Annotated in this window: 19 protein-coding genes and 1 pseudogene; 7 read left to right on the top strand and 13 right to left on the bottom strand. The window is 57.8% G+C overall.

Annotation, left to right across the window (positions count from 1 at the left end; genetic code table 11):
• Positions 1–70 precede the first annotated feature (70 nt).
• From puuE to ACMYSO_RS23070, 3 genes and pseudogenes are all read right to left on the bottom strand, one after another.
• Positions 71–1003 (bottom strand): allantoinase PuuE, encoded by a 933-nt coding sequence (gene puuE, locus ACMYSO_RS23080; protein WP_434668282.1) that lies wholly within the window; start codon positions 1001–1003, stop codon positions 71–73.
• A gap of 51 nt (positions 1004–1054) precedes the next feature.
• A pseudogene (gene hpxA, locus ACMYSO_RS23075) lies at positions 1055–1762 on the bottom strand (allantoin racemase); the annotation flags it as partial.
• Positions 1762–2478 (bottom strand): GntR family transcriptional regulator, encoded by a 717-nt coding sequence (locus ACMYSO_RS23070; protein ID WP_434668279.1) that lies wholly within the window; start codon positions 2476–2478, stop codon positions 1762–1764. The pseudogene hpxA and the gene ACMYSO_RS23070, both read right to left, overlap by 1 nt.
• Before the next feature lie 144 nt (positions 2479–2622).
• Between ACMYSO_RS23070 and ACMYSO_RS23065 the strand changes: the two genes are divergently transcribed.
• On the top strand, positions 2623–4116 hold the full coding sequence (locus ACMYSO_RS23065; protein ID WP_434668277.1) for an NCS1 family nucleobase:cation symporter-1: 1494 nt from the start codon (positions 2623–2625) through the stop codon (positions 4114–4116).
• A 113-nt stretch (positions 4117–4229) separates the two neighbouring features.
• Positions 4230–5543 carry a guanine deaminase gene (gene guaD, locus ACMYSO_RS23060; protein WP_434668274.1) on the top strand — a complete coding sequence of 438 codons (1314 nt, stop codon included), beginning with the start codon at positions 4230–4232 and terminating at the stop codon, positions 5541–5543.
• Between the two features lie 40 nt (positions 5544–5583).
• On the opposite strand, the gene uraH is transcribed toward guaD, so the two are convergent.
• A complete protein-coding gene (gene uraH, locus ACMYSO_RS23055; protein WP_434585599.1) occupies positions 5584–5910 on the bottom strand; it encodes a hydroxyisourate hydrolase in 327 nt (108 codons plus the stop codon).
• Positions 5907–6407: a 2-oxo-4-hydroxy-4-carboxy-5-ureidoimidazoline decarboxylase gene (uraD, locus tag ACMYSO_RS23050; protein ID WP_434668271.1), complete on the bottom strand. Its 501-nt coding sequence runs from the start codon at positions 6405–6407 to the stop codon at positions 5907–5909. Before uraD ends, uraH begins: the two co-directional genes overlap by 4 nt.
• 401 nt (positions 6408–6808) lie before the next feature.
• Between uraD and hpxO the strand changes: the two genes are divergently transcribed.
• Complete coding sequence (gene hpxO / locus ACMYSO_RS23045; protein WP_434668268.1) at positions 6809–7963, top strand: FAD-dependent urate hydroxylase HpxO; 1155 nt, start codon at positions 6809–6811, stop codon at positions 7961–7963.
• On the opposite strand, the gene hpxR is transcribed toward hpxO, so the two are convergent.
• Complete coding sequence (gene hpxR / locus ACMYSO_RS23040; protein ID WP_434668265.1) at positions 7960–8868, bottom strand: LysR family hpxDE operon transcriptional regulator HpxR; 909 nt, start codon at positions 8866–8868, stop codon at positions 7960–7962. The genes hpxO and hpxR overlap by 4 nt on opposite strands.
• A gap of 127 nt (positions 8869–8995) precedes the next feature.
• Here hpxR and hpxD point away from each other — a divergent pair, with 127 nt between their 5' ends.
• From hpxD to ACMYSO_RS23025, 3 genes are all read left to right on the top strand, one after another.
• Positions 8996–10033, top strand: coding sequence for a molybdenum cofactor-independent xanthine hydroxylase subunit HpxD (gene hpxD, locus ACMYSO_RS23035; protein ID WP_123753723.1), 1038 nt, complete (start codon positions 8996–8998; stop codon positions 10031–10033).
• Positions 10034–10046: 13 nt separating this feature from the next.
• Positions 10047–11021, top strand: coding sequence for a PDR/VanB family oxidoreductase (locus tag ACMYSO_RS23030; RefSeq protein ID WP_434668262.1), 975 nt, complete (start codon positions 10047–10049; stop codon positions 11019–11021).
• Between the two features lie 217 nt (positions 11022–11238).
• Positions 11239–11583, top strand: a complete 345-nt coding sequence (locus ACMYSO_RS23025; protein ID WP_434668260.1) for a hypothetical protein — start codon at positions 11239–11241, stop codon at positions 11581–11583.
• 290 nt (positions 11584–11873) lie between these two features.
• Here the strand turns inward: ACMYSO_RS23025 and ACMYSO_RS23020 are convergent, their stop codons facing one another.
• The 7 genes from ACMYSO_RS23020 to ACMYSO_RS22990 all read right to left on the bottom strand — a co-directional run bounded on the left by ACMYSO_RS23020 (position 11874) and on the right by ACMYSO_RS22990 (position 18221).
• On the bottom strand, positions 11874–12194 hold the full coding sequence (locus tag ACMYSO_RS23020) for a hypothetical protein (RefSeq protein ID WP_434668257.1): 321 nt from the start codon (positions 12192–12194) through the stop codon (positions 11874–11876).
• Positions 12187–12432, bottom strand: coding sequence for a hypothetical protein (locus tag ACMYSO_RS23015; protein WP_434668255.1), 246 nt, complete (start codon positions 12430–12432; stop codon positions 12187–12189). The genes ACMYSO_RS23020 and ACMYSO_RS23015 overlap by 8 nt, the downstream gene beginning before the upstream one ends.
• Positions 12433–12446: 14 nt before the next feature.
• Positions 12447–13172 (bottom strand): DarT1-associated NADAR antitoxin family protein, encoded by a 726-nt coding sequence (locus ACMYSO_RS23010; RefSeq protein WP_434668253.1) that lies wholly within the window; start codon positions 13170–13172, stop codon positions 12447–12449.
• 8 nt (positions 13173–13180) lie between these two features.
• The gene (locus tag ACMYSO_RS23005) at positions 13181–14233 is read right to left on the bottom strand and encodes a DarT ssDNA thymidine ADP-ribosyltransferase family protein (RefSeq protein WP_434668250.1); all 1053 of its coding nucleotides are present in this window, start codon (positions 14231–14233) and stop codon (positions 13181–13183) included.
• 341 nt (positions 14234–14574) lie between these two features.
• Complete coding sequence (locus ACMYSO_RS23000) at positions 14575–15606, bottom strand: ABC transporter ATP-binding protein (RefSeq protein ID WP_434668247.1); 1032 nt, start codon at positions 15604–15606, stop codon at positions 14575–14577.
• A 1-nt stretch (position 15607) separates the two neighbouring features.
• On the bottom strand, positions 15608–17182 hold the full coding sequence (locus ACMYSO_RS22995; RefSeq protein WP_434668244.1) for an ABC transporter permease: 1575 nt from the start codon (positions 17180–17182) through the stop codon (positions 15608–15610).
• A 22-nt stretch (positions 17183–17204) separates the two neighbouring features.
• Positions 17205–18221 carry an iron ABC transporter substrate-binding protein gene (locus ACMYSO_RS22990; protein WP_434668241.1) on the bottom strand — a complete coding sequence of 339 codons (1017 nt, stop codon included), beginning with the start codon at positions 18219–18221 and terminating at the stop codon, positions 17205–17207.
• 415 nt (positions 18222–18636) lie between these two features.
• Here ACMYSO_RS22990 and ACMYSO_RS22985 point away from each other — a divergent pair, with 415 nt between their 5' ends.
• Positions 18637–19176 (top strand): DUF2058 domain-containing protein, encoded by a 540-nt coding sequence (locus tag ACMYSO_RS22985; protein ID WP_434585612.1) that lies wholly within the window; start codon positions 18637–18639, stop codon positions 19174–19176.
• The last annotated feature ends 130 nt before the right edge of the window (positions 19177–19306 follow it).

Below are 19306 nucleotides of genomic sequence, written 5' to 3'. Positions count from 1 at the left end.
CCCTACGCAATATCGTAGCCCGGGTCAGCCGCGTGCGGCATGACCCGGAAACAGGTGGTTCGCCCGTCGGTTATGGCTGGTATGGATGCACGTCGCGCCAGTGTTCGGCGATCTGCTGACGGGTACACACCCACACCCGATCGTGCTGCTGCACATAATCGAGGAAACGCTGCAACGCCCGGAAGCGCCCCGGTCGGCCTAACAGGCGGCAATGCATCCCGACCGACATCATCTTCGGCGCCTGTTCCCCCTCTTCGTACAGCACATCGAAACTGTCTTTCAGGTAGGTATAAAACTGCTCGGCGGTATTAAACCCCTGGGCGGTGGCGAAGCGCATATCGTTGGCGTCGAGGGTATAGGGCACGATCAGGTGCGGCTTGCGTGAACCATCGCTGCAGGCCACCTCGGTCCAGAACGGTAAGTCATCACCGTAATAGTCGCTGTCGTAAGCAAAACCGCCGTGCTCCACCACCAGTTGGCGAGTGTTGGGGCTGTCGCGCCCGGTATACCAGCCCGTCGGCGCTTTGCCAAACAGGTCGGTCAGGACATGCACCGCTTTGTGCAGATGCTCGCGTTCACTGTCGATATCCATATGCTGGTAGTGGATCCAGCGCCAGCCGTGGCTCACCACGTCATAATCAGCGGCTTTAATGGCGGCGACGATCTCGGGGTGACGCGCGAGGGCCATCGCCACGCCAAACACCGTCAACGGCAACCCGCGGCGGCTGAACTCCTGGTGAATGCGCCAGAACCCGGCACGGCTGCCGTACTCATACAGCGAGTCCATCGACATATGGCGATCGGGATAGCTGGCGGCCCCGATAATATCAGAGAGAAACTGCTCGGAGCCGGCGTCACCATGCAGCACATGGTTCTCTGCCCCTTCCTCATAATTGAGCACGAACTGCACGGCAATCCGCGCCTTTCCCGGCCACTGCGCATGCGGCGGCTGCCCGGCGTATCCCCGCAGATCGCGCGGGTAATGTTGTTCGGAAAACGTCATCTCCACCCCTTACCGTTAAAATGAATTGAATGCCCGAAATGGCCCGCTCAGCGTTTTGGCTTCCGGAAACGCCAGGTCTCCCCGCTTGCTGGTCGACAGCCCCAGCGATACCAGCGACTCCACCATCTTCACCGCCGCGCTGACGCCATCGATCACCGGAACCTGCAGCTCGTGGGTCAGTTCCTGGGCCAGCGTCGCCATGCCGCCGCAGCCCAGCACAATCGCGCCGCAGCCGTCTTCCCGCAGCGCCTGTATACAGCGCTGGCGCACTTTTTCCTGCGCCAGCCCGCTGCCGTCCTCCAGCGCCAGGACCGGCAGGTCGATGGCGTGCAGCCCGGCACAGTGGTTATAAAAGCCATATTGATGCAGCAGGTGACGCGCAATAATCAGCGTCCGCGGCAGCGTGGTGACGATGGAAAAGCGCGTGGCGACCAGCGTCGCCATATGCATCGCCGCTTCGGCAATGCCGATCACCGGCCCCTGCGCCAGTTCGCGGGCCGCCAGCAGACCCGGATCGCCGAAGCAGGCGATAACATGCCCCGAAACCCCCTGCTGGCGACCAGCCTGAATCTGTTCCAGTACGCCAATGGCGGCAATGGCCTCATCAAAGTGGCCCTCTATCGACGGCACCCCCTCCCGCGATGAGACCGCCAGGATTTCGGTTCCCGGTGCCGCCACGGTTCTGGCCGCGCGGGCGATGGTTTCCGTCATCCCGGCGTTGGTGTTGGGATTAATCACTTGTATACAAATAGCGGTCATCACTGCTCCTTGTTCCCGGCGAAGAGGCGGGCGAAGTCCGGCAGGGACTCGCCATCGCGCTCAAAGCACAGGCTGGAGACGATATGTTCAAAATGGTGCGTTAGCGCGTCGCTCAGGGGTGTCAACGCCTTCTCCCTCAGCAGCTGAATGATCTGGTCATGATCGTTGCACCGGCACCCCTGACGCCACGGTGCCCCCCAGGTAGCAATCGCTAATGAAGAGCGCTGACTCAGGCGAGTCACCATGTCGGTCAGCACCGGGTTGCCGGAAATCGCCTGCAGCTGAATATGAAATTCGGCGGAGTAACGGATCGCCGCCGGGCCGTCGTAGGCGTCATGCGCCTGCTGCTCCTGCAACGTGATGGCCTCCAGCGCCGCCAGATGCGGCGGCTGGCAATGGGCGAGCACGTCCGGTAGGTTGGCGACCTCCAGCAGCATGCGGGTACGGAAGATGGCCTGGGCCTCTTCAACCGTCGGGCTGGCGACCTGTGCACCACGCTTGGGCGTGAGGGTGACCATTTGCACAGTCGCGAGTCGTTGCAGCACTTTACGGATCCCGGTGCGGCTCACGCCGAAGACCTCCGCCAGCGCCTCTTCCGGCAATTTACTGCCCGGCGGCAACTGATGCTCCACAATCGCGGTCATCAGGGCCTGATAGATGGTTTCATCCTTGTCATGCAGCGCTGCCGCGGCCTGCTGACGATGTTCATTACGCATTCACCCGCTCCACATTTACCTTTCGAGACTTAATCGTATACATGAAATAAAAATCTTGTATACAAAATTCACTGTTATGGCCTGGATCCTGCAACAGCATCCGCAACACCCTAATCAGGGGTTTCATTCACAGGAGCAGGTTTCATGCCAAACAGTCAACATACCCAGCAGAATACGGCCGCTGATTCCACCGCCGGCTACAGTCCACGGCTTTGTAATGAGGATCTGGCGCCGACCCGCGACCAGAACTGGAGCTGGTACAACATATTTTCGTTCTGGATGTCGGACGTCCATAGCATGGGAGGCTACGTCGTGGCGGCGAGCTTCTTTACGCTCGGTCTGGCGAGCTGGCAGGTGCTACTGTGCCTGCTGGTAGGGATTTGTATTGTACAGTTGTGCGCCAACCTGGTGGCAAAGCCGAGCCAGATGGCCGGCGTCCCTTATGCGGTGATCTGCCGTCAGGCTTTTGGCGTCTTTGGCGCTAATATTCCGGCGGTGATCCGCGGCCTGATCGCCTTTGCCTGGTACGGCATTCAGACCTATCTGGCGGCCAACGCGCTGATGCTGGTCATGCTCAAGTTCTGGCCCGCGCTGGCGAGCTTAACCGAGGCTTCCTTCCTTGGCCTGTCGCACCTCGGCTGGCTCTGCTTCGCCACCATGTGGCTGCTGCAGGCGATGGTGTTCTGGCACGGAATGAGCGCCATCAAGCGCTTTATTGATATTGCCGGGCCGGCGGTCTACGTGGTGATGCTGGCGCTGGCGGGATGGATTGTATACAAGACCGGTTTTGACGGTATCTCCTTTACCCTCGCCAGTAAATCGCTGACCACCGGCGAGCAGACCTGGCAGATGATCACCGCCACCGCGCTGGTGGTCTCCTACTTCTCCGGCCCGCTGCTGAACTTCGGCGACTTCTCGCGCTACGGCAAAAGCATGGGCGAGATCCGCCGCGGTAACCGCTGGGGCCTGCCGTTTAACTTCCTGCTGTTCTCTATCGTCACCGTGGTGATTGTCTCCGGCACCCAATCGCTGTTTGGCCGCATGATCACCGACCCGATTGAAACCGTCAGCCGCGTCGGCAACGATCTGGCAGTGGCTATTGGCCTGCTGACGATGATTACCGCCACCATCGGCATTAATATTGTCGCTAACTTCGTCTCTCCGGCGTTCGATTTCTCCAACTGCTCGCCGCAGAAAATCAGCTTCCGTACCGGGGGGATGATCGCGGCGGTCGGCTCGGTTCTGCTGACGCCGTGGAACCTGTTCAACTCGCCGGAGCTGATCCACTACACCCTGGATGTCTTAGGGGCGTTTATTGGCCCGCTGTTCGGCATCCTGATTGTCGACTTCTATTTGATCAAACGCGGGCAGGTTTCCGTCGACGATCTGTTCAACGCGACGCCGAGCGGTCGCTACTGGTATCGCAACGGTTTTAACCCCAAGGCCATTGCCGCGCTGCTGCCGTCCGTGGCGATCGGTCTGGTGATAAGCTTTATCCCGGCGCTGCATGAAGTGGCCAACTTCAGCTGGTTTATCGGCGTGCTGCTGAGCGGTTCGGCCTATCGCTGGATTGCCCGCGACGATCGCGTGAATGTGGCCTCGCACATGACTTCCCTCCCGCTGGCCCAGAAAGAGTAATCCTCCGCCGTTGCCGCGGCTGCACGCCGCGGCGCTTCCTGTCGGGAAAACTGGCATCAATTTTGCTCAACAATTCTGCCCCCTCTATTGTGGATAAAGGAAACGTTGTCTTTATGATTGAATACCACTCCGCCGTGCGCGGCGCTTTTTTCGACATCGCCCAACCCGCCGACAGCGCCGACGATATCGCGCGCCATGGGCGTTATCTTGATGACGGTGTCCTGTTTATCCATGAGGGCAAAATTCAGGCCCTGCTGCCCTGGCAGGAGGGAGAAGCCCACCTCGACGGGCAAAAAGGCTACCTCGACCTCCGTGGACAGCTGCTGCTGCCCGGCTTTGTCGATGCCCACGTGCACTACCCGCAAACCGAGATGATTGGCGCCTTCGGCGAACAGCTGCTGGAGTGGCTGACCACCTACACCTTCCCGGTCGAGAGCCAGTTCAGCGATGAGGAGTACGCCACCGACATCGCGCAGTTTTTTATCAACCAGCTGCTGAGCCACGGCACCACCACCGCGCTGGTGTTTTGTACGCTGCATCCTGAATCGGTCGATGCGCTGTTCACTGAAGCGCTGCGACTGAATATGCGCCTGCTCGCCGGGAAAGTGATGATGGACCGCCACGCGCCGGATTATCTGAGCGAAACGGCGGAACAGAGTTACCAGCAAACCCGTGAGTTGATCCAGCGTTGGCACCATCGCGGCCGCCTCGGTTACGCCATCACCCCGCGCTTTGCGCCAACCTCAACCCCGGAACTGCTGGCGGCGGTTCAGCAACTGCGCGAGGAGTTCCCGGATACCTGGCTGCATACCCACCTCAGCGAAAATCTCACGGAAGTGGCATGGGTGAACAACCTGTGGCCGGAGCACGAGCACTATCTGGACGTCTATCATCACTACGGGCTGACCGGTGAGCGCAGCGTCTTTGCCCACGGGATCCATCTGGCGGAAAAAGAGTGGCAGTGCCTGCACGACACCGGCTCAGCAGTGGCCTTTTGCCCGACCTCCAATCTATTTCTCGGCAGCGGCCTGTTCCGCTTACCCGCCAGCTGGCAACACAAGGTACGTATCGGTATTGGCAGCGACGTGGGTGCCGGCACCACCTTCAGCATGCTGCGTACTCTGGGCGAAGCCTACAAAGTGGCGCAGTTGCAAAGCTATCGCCTGCGCTCGTGCGAAGCCTTTTATCACGCGACGCTGGGAGGCGCTCGCGCGCTGCGTCTCGACGACAAGATTGGCAATTTCCAGCCGGGCAAAGAGGCAGATTTTGTGGCGATAGACCTGACGGTGACCCCGCTGCAGCGGCTGAGAATGTCGCGCTGCCAGGATATTTACGAGCGGCTGTTCGTGCTGATGACGTTGGGCGATGAGCGCAACATTCGCCAGACCTGGGTCAATGGCGAGTGCGTCTGGCACAGCGAGGCGTAGCGAGATAACCAGCCCGGCGGCGCTGCCGGGCCGTGCCGGCTTAACTTCCCCGGTAGGTTGACCAACCGCCCGGGGCAATCACGAACGGTAAATGAAAATGTGTATCCGCCTCGGCGCTAATCGCAAAGTCAATCTGCGCGCGCAGGTACAGCGTTTCGCGGCCGCTGTGGGTAAACCAGTCGCCGATTTCCGCTACCAGACGATAGCGTCCGGCCACCAGCATACCGGGAGCCAGCGTCGCAATGCGGCCATTTTCGTCGGTTATCCCGCTGGCAATAGATTGCCCACCGAGCATCAGATGCACCGCCACCCCTTGTGCCGGCTGGCCGGTAGAAATATCCAGAATATGGGTACTTAACGTATTCATTCGCCAATGACTCCCGTCAGTCTTAAAAGTGTAATCTCGCGCAACTGCGCCAGCGCAACCTGTACTTCCTCTGCCTCGCTGTGGGTCAGGCGCTGCGTGAGCGCCTGCAGGATAGCCTCGCCGCTGCGGCCCTTCGCGCGGATCAGGAAGACCCGACCGAAGCGCGCTTCGTAGCGGGCATTGCCGGCTTTCAAGGCCTCGGCCAGCGTGGCGTCGTTGTCGTTCACCGCCGCCTGCTCCTGCCGGGACAGCGCGGCATGGGCACGCTCCCCGGGGGGCTTCTCACCGATGCGCGGATGGGCGCTCAGCGCCTGATCCAGTTCTGCTTCCCCCCACTGCCCGGCCTGCTGTTCGGCCGCCGCCAGCAGCGCCTGGAGATCGGAATAGGGTCGGGCCTGTACTAGCGCCGCTACCCAGGCGTCGAGGGCAACGCAGGGGGCCAGCAGGTTCGCGGCCTCCTGCGGAGAAAGTTGATTAAATTGGTGAAGCGCAATCATCGTGACTCCTTAACCGCCGCCACAGCGGTCATTATTATTATCGGACATGATCATTCCCGCGGGTTGTTTAAAACGCCGTCTGCACAGTGCACAAAGCAGGCCAGAGTCGCGCTCTCGCCGTCGCCCCGCCTCCCGCACCGCATTACATTTTAATTATCAACACAATAGCGATAAATGTAGCGCAAAAGTCGCTCACACCACCATGGTTGACCGTGAAACATTCGATACCTACAGCGACAATCAGAAATTTTTGATTCAAAAAATGGCAATTGCCACGCAATAACGCACCAGATAAGTGCACTCCCCGGCACAATGCCCCGTCTGCCCCGGCCAGCGTGGGGCTCGTCAAGCTGGTACGCAATTTGCTCAACGCCTTTACGACGCAATAAATGGAGAAGAGCATGAAAGCATTAGTCATCGGCGCCGGTATTGGCGGCCTGAGCGCGGCCGTCGCGCTGAAGAACGCGGGAATTGAGTGCGAAGTGTTTGAGGCGGTCAAAGAGATTAAACCGGTCGGCGCGGCAATCTCTATCTGGCCCAACGGCGTGAAGTGCATGCGAAGCCTGGGGATGGGTGACATCATCGATACCTACGGCGGCCCGATGCACTATCTGGCCTATAACGCCAGTCACGACGGCGAAACCCTGACCCGCTTTAGCCTGGCGCCGCTGGTGGAGCGCACCGGCGGTCGCCCCAGCCCAATTTCCCGCAGCGAATTGCAAGGGGAGATGCTCGACTTCTGGGGCCGCGACGCCGTGCAGTTTGGTAAACGGGTCACCCGGGCCGAAGAACACGCCAGCGGGGTAACGGTCTGGTTTACCGACGGGAGCACGGCCCACGGGGATTTCCTGATCGCCGCCGATGGCAGCCACTCAGCGCTGCGTCCGTACGTGCTGGGCTTTACCCCCGAGCGCCGCTATGCCGGCTACGTGAACTGGAATGGTCTGGTGACGATAGATGAGCAGATTGCCCCGGCCAACCAGTGGACCACCTTCGTCGGCGACGGCAAACGCGTGTCGTTGATGCCGGTGGCAAACGGCCGCTTCTATTTCTTCTTCGATGTGCCGTTGCCGCTGGGGCTGGCCGAAGACCGCGACACCCTGCGAGACGACCTCTCCCGCTACTTCGACGGCTGGGCGCCGCCGGTGCAACGGCTGATTGCGGCACTGGATCCGCACACCACCAACCGTATTGAAATCCATGATATTGAGCCTTTCGACAGCCTGGTGCGCGGCAAGGTGGCGCTGCTCGGCGATGCCGCTCACAGCACGACGCCGGATATTGGTCAGGGCGGTTGCGCGGCGATGGAGGATGCGGTGGTGCTTGGCGACATGTTCCGCACGCACCGCGATATTACCGTGGCGCTTCAGCAGTACGAGGCCCTGCGCTGCGAGCGGGTGCGCGACCTGGTGCTTAAGGCGCGCAAGCGCTGTGATATCACCCACGGCAAAGATATGGCCCTGACCCAGGCATGGTATCAGGAGCTGAAAGAGGAGACCGGCGAGCGGATCATCAACGGTCTGTGCGACACCATTCAGGGCGGTCCGCTGGGCTAGACGGTCTGCATCTCTTCCATCACCGCCGTCAATTTTTGAATCGCCATTTGTGCCGGACGCGACAGCTGGCGCGATGGCGCCGAACACAGCGCCAGCGTCAGGGGACGCAGCAACTTATTGCGCAGCGGGATAAACTGCAGCAGGCCGTTTCTCACCTCGTCCAGCACATCCAGCCGGCTCAGCACCGTCACTCCGCTGCCTTTAAGGACCAGCGACTTAATCAGCCGGATGTCATTACAGCTGATGCTGTTCGCCGGGATAAAATCGTAGTGGCGATACAGCATCCCGACGCGTTCGTGCACAATCAGCGGCGCGCCGGGTACAATATGGCGCTGCTGGCTAAGTTCACCTAATGACAACGCCGCCGCCCCGGCCAGCGGATGGTCCGGGCGCATCACGATCCCCATCTCCAGTTCAACAAACGCCAGGACACTGAGTCCCGCCTGCCCTTCCGGGTCCAGGATCAGGCCAAAATCGAGGTCGGCCTGGCGTATCTTCTCGCTGACCGTATGGCTGTCTGCCACCTGCAGCACCAGCTCCAGCCACTCCCAGTTGCCGATGATATCGGCCAGCGCCGCGGCAAAGCTCCCCTCGGCCAGCGCCTGTACCATGCCGACGCTGACCGTGCCACGCTTAAGCCCCTGTAGCTCATCAAACTTTTGCCGGGTCAGGCGAAACTCTTTTTGCCAGCGCAGCAGATTGTCATACAGCAGTTCGCCGGCGGTGGTCATCCGCAGCCCTTCCGGCAAACGTTCAAACAGCGGAGTGCCGAAGGCCTCCTCGGCCTGCAGGATCTGGCGATTAATCGCCGATGCCGAGATGTGTAGCTTTTCAGCCGCCCGACGCAGGCTTCCGCTGCGGGCCACCTCGGCAAAATAGAGTGCAAAACGCGAAAATGGACTCATGCTTCACCTGTACACTTTTTTGCAACGCATTAGTGAATTAATGCTGATGGATGTCAACACCCTAATATGACAACAATTAACTCACAACAATTAAACAATTCTATTTTTGTGAGCAGGAAGGACAACCATGAACAGACCCACGCCGACCCCACCCGCCCATTGCACGTTTGACCCGCAAGACTGGCTGCGCCTTGCCCGATGCTGGCACCCGGTGGCCCGTGCCGAGGATATTGGCGCCGCGCCGGTAAAAGCCATCCTGCTGGACGAACAATTAGTTATCTACCGCATCAAGGGCCAGGTCGTGGTCGCCCGCGATGTCTGTCCGCATCGCGGCGTGCCGCTGACCCTCGGCTTCCATGATGAAGAAGGGATTGTCTGCCCCTACCACGGTCTGCGCTTTGGCGAGGACGGGCGCTGCAACCGCATTCCCTCCAGCCCCGACCAGCCGATTCCGGCCAAGCTTCATCTCACCAGCTACGCGGTGGAAGAGCGCTATGGCCTTATCTGGACCTGCCTGGCCTTCGACCCGGAAAACCCGATGCCGCTGCCGACGATGCCCCACTGGCACGATGAGGGCTTTCAGCAGATCACCTGCCCGGCCTTCGAGGTCAACGGCTTCGCCGGGCGCCAGGTCGAGGGGTTTCTTGACGTTGCCCACTTCGCCTGGATCCATACCGACACCTTTGCGGATCCGGATAATCAGGTGGTACCAACCTACAACCCGCAGGAGACGCCGTTTGGCTTTATTGCCGATTACTGGAGTTCCGTCGGCAACTACCCGGCCAGCTCTGAGTTTCGCGCACCGGATGGCTTCCAGTGGCTGCGCCATTTCGAGATGCATCTGCCGTTTACCGCCACCCTGACGATCCACTTCCCCGGCGATGCCCGGCTGGTGATCATGAATGCCGCCTCGCCGGTGTCGTCGCGGGTAACCCGGATGTTTGCGCCGATTGCACGCAATTTTGACCTGCACGTGCCGGTGGCCGATGTCCATGCCTTCAACCTGCGGGTGTTCGAAGAGGACCGACTGATGGTCGAGACCCAGCGCCCGGAAAGACTGCCGCTGGACCTGACGCTGGAGGCGCATATTCCTGCCGACCGTAGTTCCATCGCCTATCGCCGCGGCCTGAAGAAAATGGGCTTTGGTGAGTTTTTCCTGGTGTAAGTGGAGGATCATTATGAGTGACGTACTGAAGATGGTGGTGGATGGCCTGTGGCGCCAGGGGGACAAAAGCCTCGCCATCAGGCTGGTGGCGCAGAACCGCCAGCCGCTTCCCGGCTGGCAGCCTGGGGCGCATATCGATGTGCACCTGCCCTGCGGGATTATCCGCCAGTACTCGCTGACCGGTGCGCATAGCGATGGCGTATGCGACAGCTATCTGATCTGCGTGGCGCAGGATAGCGCCTCTCGCGGTGGGTCGCGCTATATCCATGAGACGCTGCGTCCAGGCCAGACGCTGCTGATCTCGCCGCCGCGCAACCTGTTTGCCCTGCAGCCCGCGGGCCGGGTGACGCTGCTGGCGGCGGGGATTGGCATCACCCCGCTGTATACCATGGCGCTGCATCTGCACGCGGCGGGTATCCCTTTTGCACTGCATTACTTTGTGAAAAGTCGCGATCATGCTGCATTTACGACGGAAATGATGGCGACTTTTGGCGATGAACGCTGCACGATCCACTGCTCAGACGAAAGCGAGAGCCCGCGGACCCGCCTCAGCAATATCCTCGGCGAAGGGCACGCCGACCACCATCTGTATCTCTGTGGCCCGGCGGGCTTTATGGCAGCCGCCCGCCAGCATGCGACGGAAAAAAACTGGCCCGAGGCGCAGATCCACAGCGAAGCCTTCCAGCCGCCAGCGCCCGTCGCCGGAGCCGACGGCGACGATACCTTCACCATCACCCTGGCCTCCTCCGGGGAAACATGGCCAGTGCCGGGCCATAAAACTATCGCCCAGGTATTGCAGGACAACGGCGTGGCCGTCCCGCTTTCGTGCGAGATGGGCCTGTGTGGCGCCTGCCTGACGCCGGTGGTGGCGGGCCAGGCCGATCATCGCGATACGGTACAGTCGGACGCCGAGAAATCCGCCAGCGCGCAGCAGATTGCCCTGTGCTGCTCCCGCAGTCGTTCGGCAAATTTAGTGATTGATTTATAACCGACGTTACCGCCCCTGCTTCCCCGCTGCCTGATGACACCGCAGAAAAGTGTCTCAGGCAGCGCCCTGTCTGCGTATCAATCCTTGTAAAATCAAGGTTCTGCAAAATCATTCCATTTATTCATGATTAACATAAAAATTATTCATTTCATTTCTAATCCTGTTACCATCATATTTGTATGATAAATTAACCCTCACTACACAGGCCGGTGTCATCATGATGATAAGTCAAGCACAAGAGATGCAGGTTCAGGCTCAGCGCCTGCAGGAACAGGGATTATTACGGCGCGCGCTGGCGTTGTGGGCCGACATGGCGCGATGCGATGACCACGAGGTCGCCCGCCAGGCCAGGCAAAAGCAGCAGGAGATCGTCGCCTTATTGCAGCAGAAAAAAGACCAGCAAGCGGCCTCGCGCTATAACTGCCGGGCTCATGTTGCGGCCGACCGGGAATTGATCATTGCCTATTTACGCAATGGCATGAAACCGCGGGAGATTGAGGCACTGACCCAGCGTTCCAGCGCCTTTATTTACCACTGTAAAAAGCTATTGCCCGAAGACTAATGGCGGCAATGCCGCATCGCTGACCAGCTTTCTGGATATTGCCGTGCGTGCCGCAGTATCCAGAAAGGTGTTCAGGCACAACGCTGAACATCAAACATAAATGTGTATCTGCACCCTAAATAATTCAGGTTGCATAAAGGCGGCAAAGCCGTGAGTCCCCAGGAGCTTACTGAAGTAAGTGACTGGGGTGAGCGGGTGTAGCCAACGCATATGCAGCTTGAAGTATGACGGGTATATCCGAGTATTTGCCAGCCAGGAATTGGCTGGCTTTTTTTGGTTTATCGCACTGCTCACTTGCGGGGCAGTTTGTCATTCAGCAACGCTTCGATTCTGGCGCGGTTCTCTTCGAGTATAGCTTTAAAATCAACGCGGCTCTGAGGATCCATTTTCGCCAGGGTCGCATCCAGTTCCTGCTGACGGCGAATACTCTCCTGCACCCCTTTCATGGCCGCTTCCATCGCAATCAACTCCGATGACAGCTCTCGTTCCAGCATCGAGCGATACAGAAACTCCCGGGCGATGATCCCAAGGGCGTTGTTGGCCTGATTGACCGCGTTGTGCGTCTGCTTAAGTGACTCGGCCACGGCGGCCAGAATTTTATTTTCACTCATTGGCCATATCCCCTTTCCCCACCAGCGCCAGGCTTTCCGCCAGGCTGCGGTGGAACATCTCGCGCTGTGCCACGGTCATGGCATCCAGCTGTTTTTTTACCGCCGCAACACGTTTAAAGTAGTCCTGCATCACCTCGTCACGGATCGCCCGTTTACGTTCATCGGGGATGTCGGCAAAGGTATCCGCCGCAGTCGTTGCCGGCAGGTTGCTGTCGCCAGTGGGTAGTCGCCTTACCATAATCTCTCCCGCTCTTAGAAAAGACGCATATTGCGCAGATCGCCGTCGCTGGTGTTGTGGATCGTGAACTGTTCGAGCAGCTCGATAAACGCATCGCGCGCCGGGATCGTGGTGGCCAACATCTTGCGTTGCTGCAGCGCACACCAGAGCGCGACAGAATAGGCCTGGCAGTTCACCGACTTCTCTGGATTAAATTCGATATCGGTAAAAGCCGCATATTCCAGCACCTGTTCTTTGCAGGGGGAATGCTGCAGCGCGTTGAGATACAGCCAATCGTAAAAAGCAGTTTTCGGCTCTAGCGGCCAGATGATAGCCTCCCGCGCTTCATTCGGCTGAAATGAAAAGTGGTCCAGCCGGCCCGATGTTTTTAGCACGTCCGCGCGCTTGGCCTCTTTCGGCGACAGGCGCATCAGCTCGCGAAACGGCCCGCGCAGCGTGCCGTTATCGGTAAACACTTTTGATGACTGGAACAGCGATTCGACGCTGATGAACTGCCCGCCGTTGCTTTGAACACCCATATTAAAGGCGCTGAGCTGCACGCCCAGCGTCTCTGGCGATTTGCTGGAGACCTCAAGGATTCTGGCCTCCGGATGATCCATGCGATAGCTTTCGTGCAGCGCAGCGATGGATTTTTGTTTTTGGCTGACCGCAAGGCCTGGCGACCAGCTGAAATCCACATTGACGATCTCCACCAGGGCCGCCCCTGTTGAGGTCGGGATAAATACGGGGCGCACGGCCATAAAGTCACCTAAAAAGCAAAATGTGAAGGGTCAACCACGATCTTCACCGGACAATCGCGTAACCATGAGGGAACATTCTCCGCAGAGTAGAAAATTACCTCGCTAATAAACCACACCGGGATCGCCCCACAATACAAAATTTCCGCCTGGATATCATAGGGCCGATCGCCAGAATCGTCGTTATTGTTGCCGCTAAACATCGCCTGAAAGGCCTGATGTTTCTGACGCTGCTCCACGCTTATCGACCTCACCCCGGTGGAAGCTGCATTACTGTGGCAAAAAACGGTTTGGTTAAGCAACATCTGATGATCGAAAGAAGGTTGGGTTGGCCCGCTAATTAACTCTTTTTTGATTTTCAGGATGACCCAGTTATGGTCCCGCAGTGCCTGGGAATATTTGTAGAGCATTTTTTTATTCACCTGACCTAATGACAGGGAAATAGAATTGCGCATCCCTTCCAGCCGTAATTCGTCGTTATAATGAAAAGTATTTTGGCCTTCATCAAGCTGCTGGCGGGTCATTATTCCTGACTGAAATATATTTTTCAGATTCGTCAGATGACTAAAGTGATAAAGCGCGGCAATATTCCGCCGTTTCACCCCGCTGAAATCAATCGCCCTCGCCCAGTTAAACGCTTGAATCGCATAGAACGGTTTATTCGCCACCAGTTGCATAAATGCATTATGCAGATCTGAGGTATAGGCTGGCGCCAGATGGGTTTCACCGGTTATCGCATAGCGCGTTAGCATATATTCTTTAAAGCCGTTGATATGCATAAGCATATTCAACGCGTCGGTCATCGTAATACAGGGGCCGGCATGATTAACGCCGCTGATTAACGGGCGTGGCGGCTGCGGTTCCCGGGGGTGTTTATCAAACAACGACGGCGTCGCGACCGGCGGCATGACGCGTTCCACCTGACGGCTATGGGCTTTTCTCTTTTCAACATCAACGATCGGTTCTGCCGTCCGGCTACCTGATTTAGTAGCTGGCGTTTCTTTTTTCTTGATTAAATTACCGATAAACGCGAGGACTAAAAAAATGCCAATCACAGTCCACATATGAACCCCTACATTAGAGCCTGTTCCATTAGGCTATTTATTGTGTGTAATAGCATCACACCCCTCAGTTATGAGGGTAAATGAGTATGGTCTTATTGGTTTTGTTGTTATTCAGCAGTCCGAACGGACTGGGCGGCAAATGAATAGCCGGTTCCCCACGATAATCTATCCCCCCAGGGAACTCAAGCAACAGCGCCTGTCACAGACGCCCTGACACAGGATGAGAATCGCGCTTTTTAATCCATAAATAGCGCCTTTCGGTGCCATTGCAACATAAAACAATATCAATCATTTAACCGATGAGCATCGGCAGAATAATTAACCTAAGAAAAATCCTAACGCTATCTGTTGATGAATACCCGGCCTTTACCGGTCACATCAATGCGTACCCGGCAGCCCGGTATCCATTCGGCACGACTGACGGTTTTCAGCTGTAGCGTCTCAGACTGCTGCGCGACCGCCAGCGTCAGTATCGACAGTTGTCCGGAAAAATCGACGTCGAGAATGCGGATGTCGCTGTCATTCATCTGGCAAGGCGTCATGACCAGCTGTTCCGGACGTAGCATGACCCGCCCCGGCCCTCTGGCTATATCATTATCGGTACGCAGTTCACCAATGACGCACTGCGCCCGCCCGTTGTAAAGCTCCGCCGGCAGTATCACCGCATCACCGAGAAACAGCGCTGTGGCTTCATCGGCGGGCCGGGAATAAACCTCAAACGGGCTGCCAACCTGGGTAAAGCGCCCCTGGCGCATCACCGCCACCTGGCTGGCAAATGACAGAGCTTCATTCTGATCGTGCGTCACCAGGATCGCGGCGACGCCTGCTTCGGCGAGCAAATCGGCCGTTGCCTTGCGGGTGGTGGCGCGCAGCCCGGTATCCAGCGCGGAAAAAGGTTCATCCAATAACATCAACGATGGCTGCTGTGCCAGCGCCCTGGCCAGCGCAACGCGCTGCTGCTGGCCACCGGAGATGTGATGCGGCCAGTGCGTTGCCAGCTGTGCGTCCAGCGACACCATCTCCATCAGTGCCGCCACCCGACGGCGCTTTTCCTGCCGGCCGCAATCTAAACCCCAGGCAATGTTGTCCGCGACATTGAGATGGGGAAACAGCGCCCCTTCCTGCGGTACAAACCCAATCCCACGTTGGTGCGCGGGCACAAAGACCCCGTCGCCAGAGAGCGTTCTCCCCTGCATCACGATGCGCCCGGCATCGGGTGTTTCAAACCCGGCCAGGATCCGCAGTAGCGTGGTTTTTCCAGAACCCGACGGGCCCACGATGGCCGTGCGGCTGCCGGCGGCCACCGTCAGAAAAAGGTTATCCAGCACCTGCGCATCGGCAAAAGATTTTGAGACAGCGGTTAATTCCAGCATGTTACAGACCTGCCATTTTTTTCGACTGGTGGTAAAGGAGAGCGGTCAACGGCAGCGAAATCGCAATCATCAGCAGGGCATAGGGTGCCGCCGCGACATAATCGATCTCGCTGGTTAACGCCCAAAACCCGGTGGAGAGCGTGCGGGTTCCCAGCGGGGAAAGCAGCAGCGTGGCGGTCAGTTCATTACTGACGCCAAGGAATACCAACGCTGCACCGGCCGTCGCCCCCGGCGCGGCGAGACGCAGCGTGATGCTCCACAGCGCCCGGGCGGGACTTCTTCCGAGGCTGCGCGCCACATTTTCCAACTCCACCGGCGCCTGGGCGATCCCGGCACGGAGGTTAATCAACGCCCGGGGCATAAACATCAGCAGGTAGGCCAGAAACAGCGTGACCTCGGTTTGATAGATCGGCCGCGCGTAGTGGATAGTGATGGTCACCAGCGCCAGGGCGGTGACAATGCCGGGTAGCGAGCTGGTCAGGTAATTGCAGCCTTCCAGCAGGCGAAACACCCGGCGTGGATAGCGGATCCCCAGCCAGGCAATCGGGATCCCGCAGGCGGTGGTCAAAAGCGCCCCGCTGGCGCCGAGCATCAGCGTCTGGCGGAAGGAAGACCACAGGTCGGCACTCATCCAGTTGGCAATGCCTCCCAGCCACAGCCAACGTCCCAGCACAATCAGCGGCACGCCGAGCGCCAGCAGGACCAGCGCCAGCAGCAGCGCCTGTGCCGCAACGGTGGCCACCAGGTTCAGTTTTTTGCGTTTCTGCTCCCGCGCCGCGCCGGCGCCAATCCGGGCATAACGCGCTTTTCCTCTGGCGGCACTTTCCAGCACCAAAAACGCCAGGCAGCACAGCGCCAACACGCCGGCCAGCATATTCGCCGCCGGACCGCTGAAGGTGGACTGGAACTGGTCATAAATTGCGGTCGTAAAGGTATCGAAGCGGATCATTGCATAAAGGCCGTATTCCGCCAGCAGATGCAGCGCCACCAGCAGCGCGCCGCCACAAATCGCCAGCTTAAGCTGGGGTAATACCACCCGGAAGAAAACCTTCCACGGCGGCGTGCCCAGCGAGGCAGCGACATCTTCAAGGGTCGGGTCCAGGCGACGAAGCACCGCCGCCACCGGCATATAAATAAAAGGATAGTAGGCCAGCACCGAGAGGAATACGCCGGAGGAAAGACCGTGCAGCGATGGCACCGCGCTGATCCAGGCGTAGCTCTGGACAAACGCCGGGATCGCCAACGGCGCAACCGCCAGCGCCGACCATATCTGCCGCCCTGCCAGGGTCGTGCGCTCCGTCAGCCAGGCCAGCGTAACGCCAAGCGCAATGCAGGTCGGGACGGTTAAGACACTTAGCCACAGCGTATTGCCAAGCAGTTCCCCCACGCGCGGACGAAAGACCAGCGCCTTAATGGTGTCCCAGCCGGTATCTATGCCCACAGCGATAACAAAACCTAACGGCAGGAGCGACAACAATGAAATCAGGATTGCTAATGCAACCATCGGAAATGCAGGACGCCTGCGCTCAGGCAGGCGTCGAACTTTATTTCCGAGTGTAAGACTCAGACCAGACATAAGGTATTCACTTCACCGGGGATTACAGCAGGCCAGCTTGCGTCATCAGGTCGATAACTTTTTTACTGTTCAGCGAAGAAGGTTCAACTTTCGGTGCATCCAGCGCGTTCAGCGGCGTCAGTTTCGGGTTCGATGCGGCATTGACGCCCACGGCATATTCAAATGCATTATTGGTTCTCAGCTCATCCTGACCCTGCTTACCGGTGATCCATTTGATAAAGGCCTGAGCCTGCTCTTTGTGTTTGCTGGACGCCAGAACACCACCGCCGGAGATGCTGACAAAGGCACCCGGGTCCTGATGTTTGAAGTAATACAGTTTGGTATTTTTGCTGTTTTCACCGGTTTTTGCCTGATCGACAAAGCGGTAGTAGTGGTAAATCACGCCGCCATCAATCTGCCCGGCGTTCACGGCTTTCATGACCGTGCTGTTGCCTTTATAGGCCACGAAATTCGCTTTCATCGCTTTGAGCCAGTCGAGCGTGGCTTGCTCGCCTTTCAGCGCGAGCATCGCGCTGACGATAGCCTGGAAGTCGGCACCTGATGGAGATGCGGCCCAGCGCCCTTTCCATTCTGGCTTCGCCAGGTCCATCAGCGAATGAGGCAGCTGAGACTCACTGATTTTTTCCGGGTTATAGACAAAAACGGTACTGCGTGCTGCAATGCCAATCCAGCGGCCGTGGGCAGGACGATATTCCGGCGCCACCTGTTTTAAGGTGTCAGCATCAAGAGGGGCAAATAATTTCGCGTTATCGACCAGCACCATCGACGGGGAGTTTTCCGTCAGGAAGACATCGGCCGGCGACGCGCTCCCTTCTTGCACCAGCTGATTTCCCAGCTCGCTGTCGCCACCGTTACGCAGGGTCACTTTAATGCCGGTTTCTTTGGTGAAACCGTCTACCCACGACTTCACCAGGTTTTCATGCTGGGCGTTATACACCACGATGCCTTCAGCGCTGTCAGCCGCCATGGCCTGAGGGGCAAGATATAACGATGAGGCGACAAGCGCGACGGAGCAGTAGGACGACAGGCGAAAATTCATATGCTAATCCTTAGTATGTTTGAATAAATGGCCGCCGATAGCCTGGCCGAAAAGGATTAAAACACAGTGAAATGGGAATGATAATGAAAACAATTCCCATAAAAAGAAAACAGTTAAATATACCGCGCTTAATAATTTGATTATCTGAAAATGCTTTATTTCAAAATAAGAAAAAGGAAAGGTTAAAATAACCTTAAGACGATATTATTTATTATCAGCAGAATGAAAAAATATGATCGCGATAACAATTATGCCGTCCACGCGCGATTCTGCATCGTCCTGTTCCCCTGGAACACGGTGGCGATCGACAGGCCTGGCAGGCAGCCACAGCGCAGGTTCGTTGGCTGGAACCTGTTACAGCTGTCAAAATTGCAGGTATAATCCCCTGCATTATTCAACGGGTTCAGAAGCGACGATGACAAAACTTACCTTACAAGAACAGATGCTCAAAGCAGGATTAGTCACCAGCAAGAAGGCGGCTAAGGTCCAGAGAACGGCGAAAAAATCACGCGTTCAGGCCCGTGAGGCCCGTGCGGCGGTCGCTGAAAATAAGCAGTCGCAACTTGAGCGCGACAAGCTGCTGAGTGAACAACAAAAGCAGGCGACGTTATCGAAAGAGTATAAAGCGCAGGTAAAACAGCTTATTGAAATGAACCGCATCACCGTTTCAAAGGGCAATATTACGTTTAACTTCACCGACGGTAACTTAATCAAGCAGATGATGGTGGACAAACTGACCCAGGCGCAGCTCACCAATGGCCGGCTTGCCATCGCGCGCCTGACCACTGACGCCAATGGCGAGAGCGCATACGCGATTATCCCTGCCAGCGTGGCCGATAAGATTGCCCAGCGTGACGCCAACAGCATTGTGTTCAATAGCGACCTGACTCAGGAAGCACAGGATGAAGACGATCCGTACGCTGATTTTAAAATTCCTGATGATTTGATGTGGTAACAAGCGATGGCTGTGCGCTCTGCCAGCCATATAGCGAGTCCAGCGGGGTAAAATCCACAAAACAACGGCTGGCGGCCCACTCTTCGCCGTTAGCCACTCGCGCAGCACAAATTTATCGTCCAGACTTAAG

This window comes from Klebsiella sp. B345 (assembly GCF_051131735.1).
GTDB lineage: Bacteria > Pseudomonadota > Gammaproteobacteria > Enterobacterales > Enterobacteriaceae > Klebsiella.
This window is presented reverse-complemented; position numbering and strand designations above follow the sequence as displayed.

Bases quoted from the DNA above. Each gene is read 5' to 3' on its own strand.
- puuE (WP_434668282.1), bottom strand. From the start codon at position 1,003: ATGACGTTTTCCGAACAACATTACCCGCGCGATCTGCGGGGATACGCC.
- ACMYSO_RS23070 (WP_434668279.1), bottom strand. From the start codon at position 2,478: ATGCGTAATGAACATCGTCAGCAGGCCGCGGCAGCGCTGCATGACAAG.
- ACMYSO_RS23065 (WP_434668277.1), top strand. From the start codon at position 2,623: ATGCCAAACAGTCAACATACCCAGCAGAATACGGCCGCTGATTCCACC.
- guaD (WP_434668274.1), top strand. From the start codon at position 4,230: ATGATTGAATACCACTCCGCCGTGCGCGGCGCTTTTTTCGACATCGCC.
- uraH (WP_434585599.1), bottom strand. From the start codon at position 5,910: ATGAATACGTTAAGTACCCATATTCTGGATATTTCTACCGGCCAGCCG.
- uraD (WP_434668271.1), bottom strand. From the start codon at position 6,407: ATGATTGCGCTTCACCAATTTAATCAACTTTCTCCGCAGGAGGCCGCG.
- hpxO (WP_434668268.1), top strand. From the start codon at position 6,809: ATGAAAGCATTAGTCATCGGCGCCGGTATTGGCGGCCTGAGCGCGGCC.
- hpxR (WP_434668265.1), bottom strand. From the start codon at position 8,868: ATGAGTCCATTTTCGCGTTTTGCACTCTATTTTGCCGAGGTGGCCCGC.
- hpxD (WP_123753723.1), top strand. From the start codon at position 8,996: ATGAACAGACCCACGCCGACCCCACCCGCCCATTGCACGTTTGACCCG.
- ACMYSO_RS23030 (WP_434668262.1), top strand. From the start codon at position 10,047: ATGAGTGACGTACTGAAGATGGTGGTGGATGGCCTGTGGCGCCAGGGG.
- ACMYSO_RS23025 (WP_434668260.1), top strand. From the start codon at position 11,239: ATGATGATAAGTCAAGCACAAGAGATGCAGGTTCAGGCTCAGCGCCTG.
- ACMYSO_RS23020 (WP_434668257.1), bottom strand. From the start codon at position 12,194: ATGAGTGAAAATAAAATTCTGGCCGCCGTGGCCGAGTCACTTAAGCAG.
- ACMYSO_RS23015 (WP_434668255.1), bottom strand. From the start codon at position 12,432: ATGGTAAGGCGACTACCCACTGGCGACAGCAACCTGCCGGCAACGACT.
- ACMYSO_RS23010 (WP_434668253.1), bottom strand. From the start codon at position 13,172: ATGGCCGTGCGCCCCGTATTTATCCCGACCTCAACAGGGGCGGCCCTG.
- ACMYSO_RS23005 (WP_434668250.1), bottom strand. From the start codon at position 14,233: ATGTGGACTGTGATTGGCATTTTTTTAGTCCTCGCGTTTATCGGTAAT.
- ACMYSO_RS23000 (WP_434668247.1), bottom strand. From the start codon at position 15,606: ATGCTGGAATTAACCGCTGTCTCAAAATCTTTTGCCGATGCGCAGGTG.
- ACMYSO_RS22995 (WP_434668244.1), bottom strand. From the start codon at position 17,182: ATGTCTGGTCTGAGTCTTACACTCGGAAATAAAGTTCGACGCCTGCCT.
- ACMYSO_RS22990 (WP_434668241.1), bottom strand. From the start codon at position 18,221: ATGAATTTTCGCCTGTCGTCCTACTGCTCCGTCGCGCTTGTCGCCTCA.
- ACMYSO_RS22985 (WP_434585612.1), top strand. From the start codon at position 18,637: ATGACAAAACTTACCTTACAAGAACAGATGCTCAAAGCAGGATTAGTC.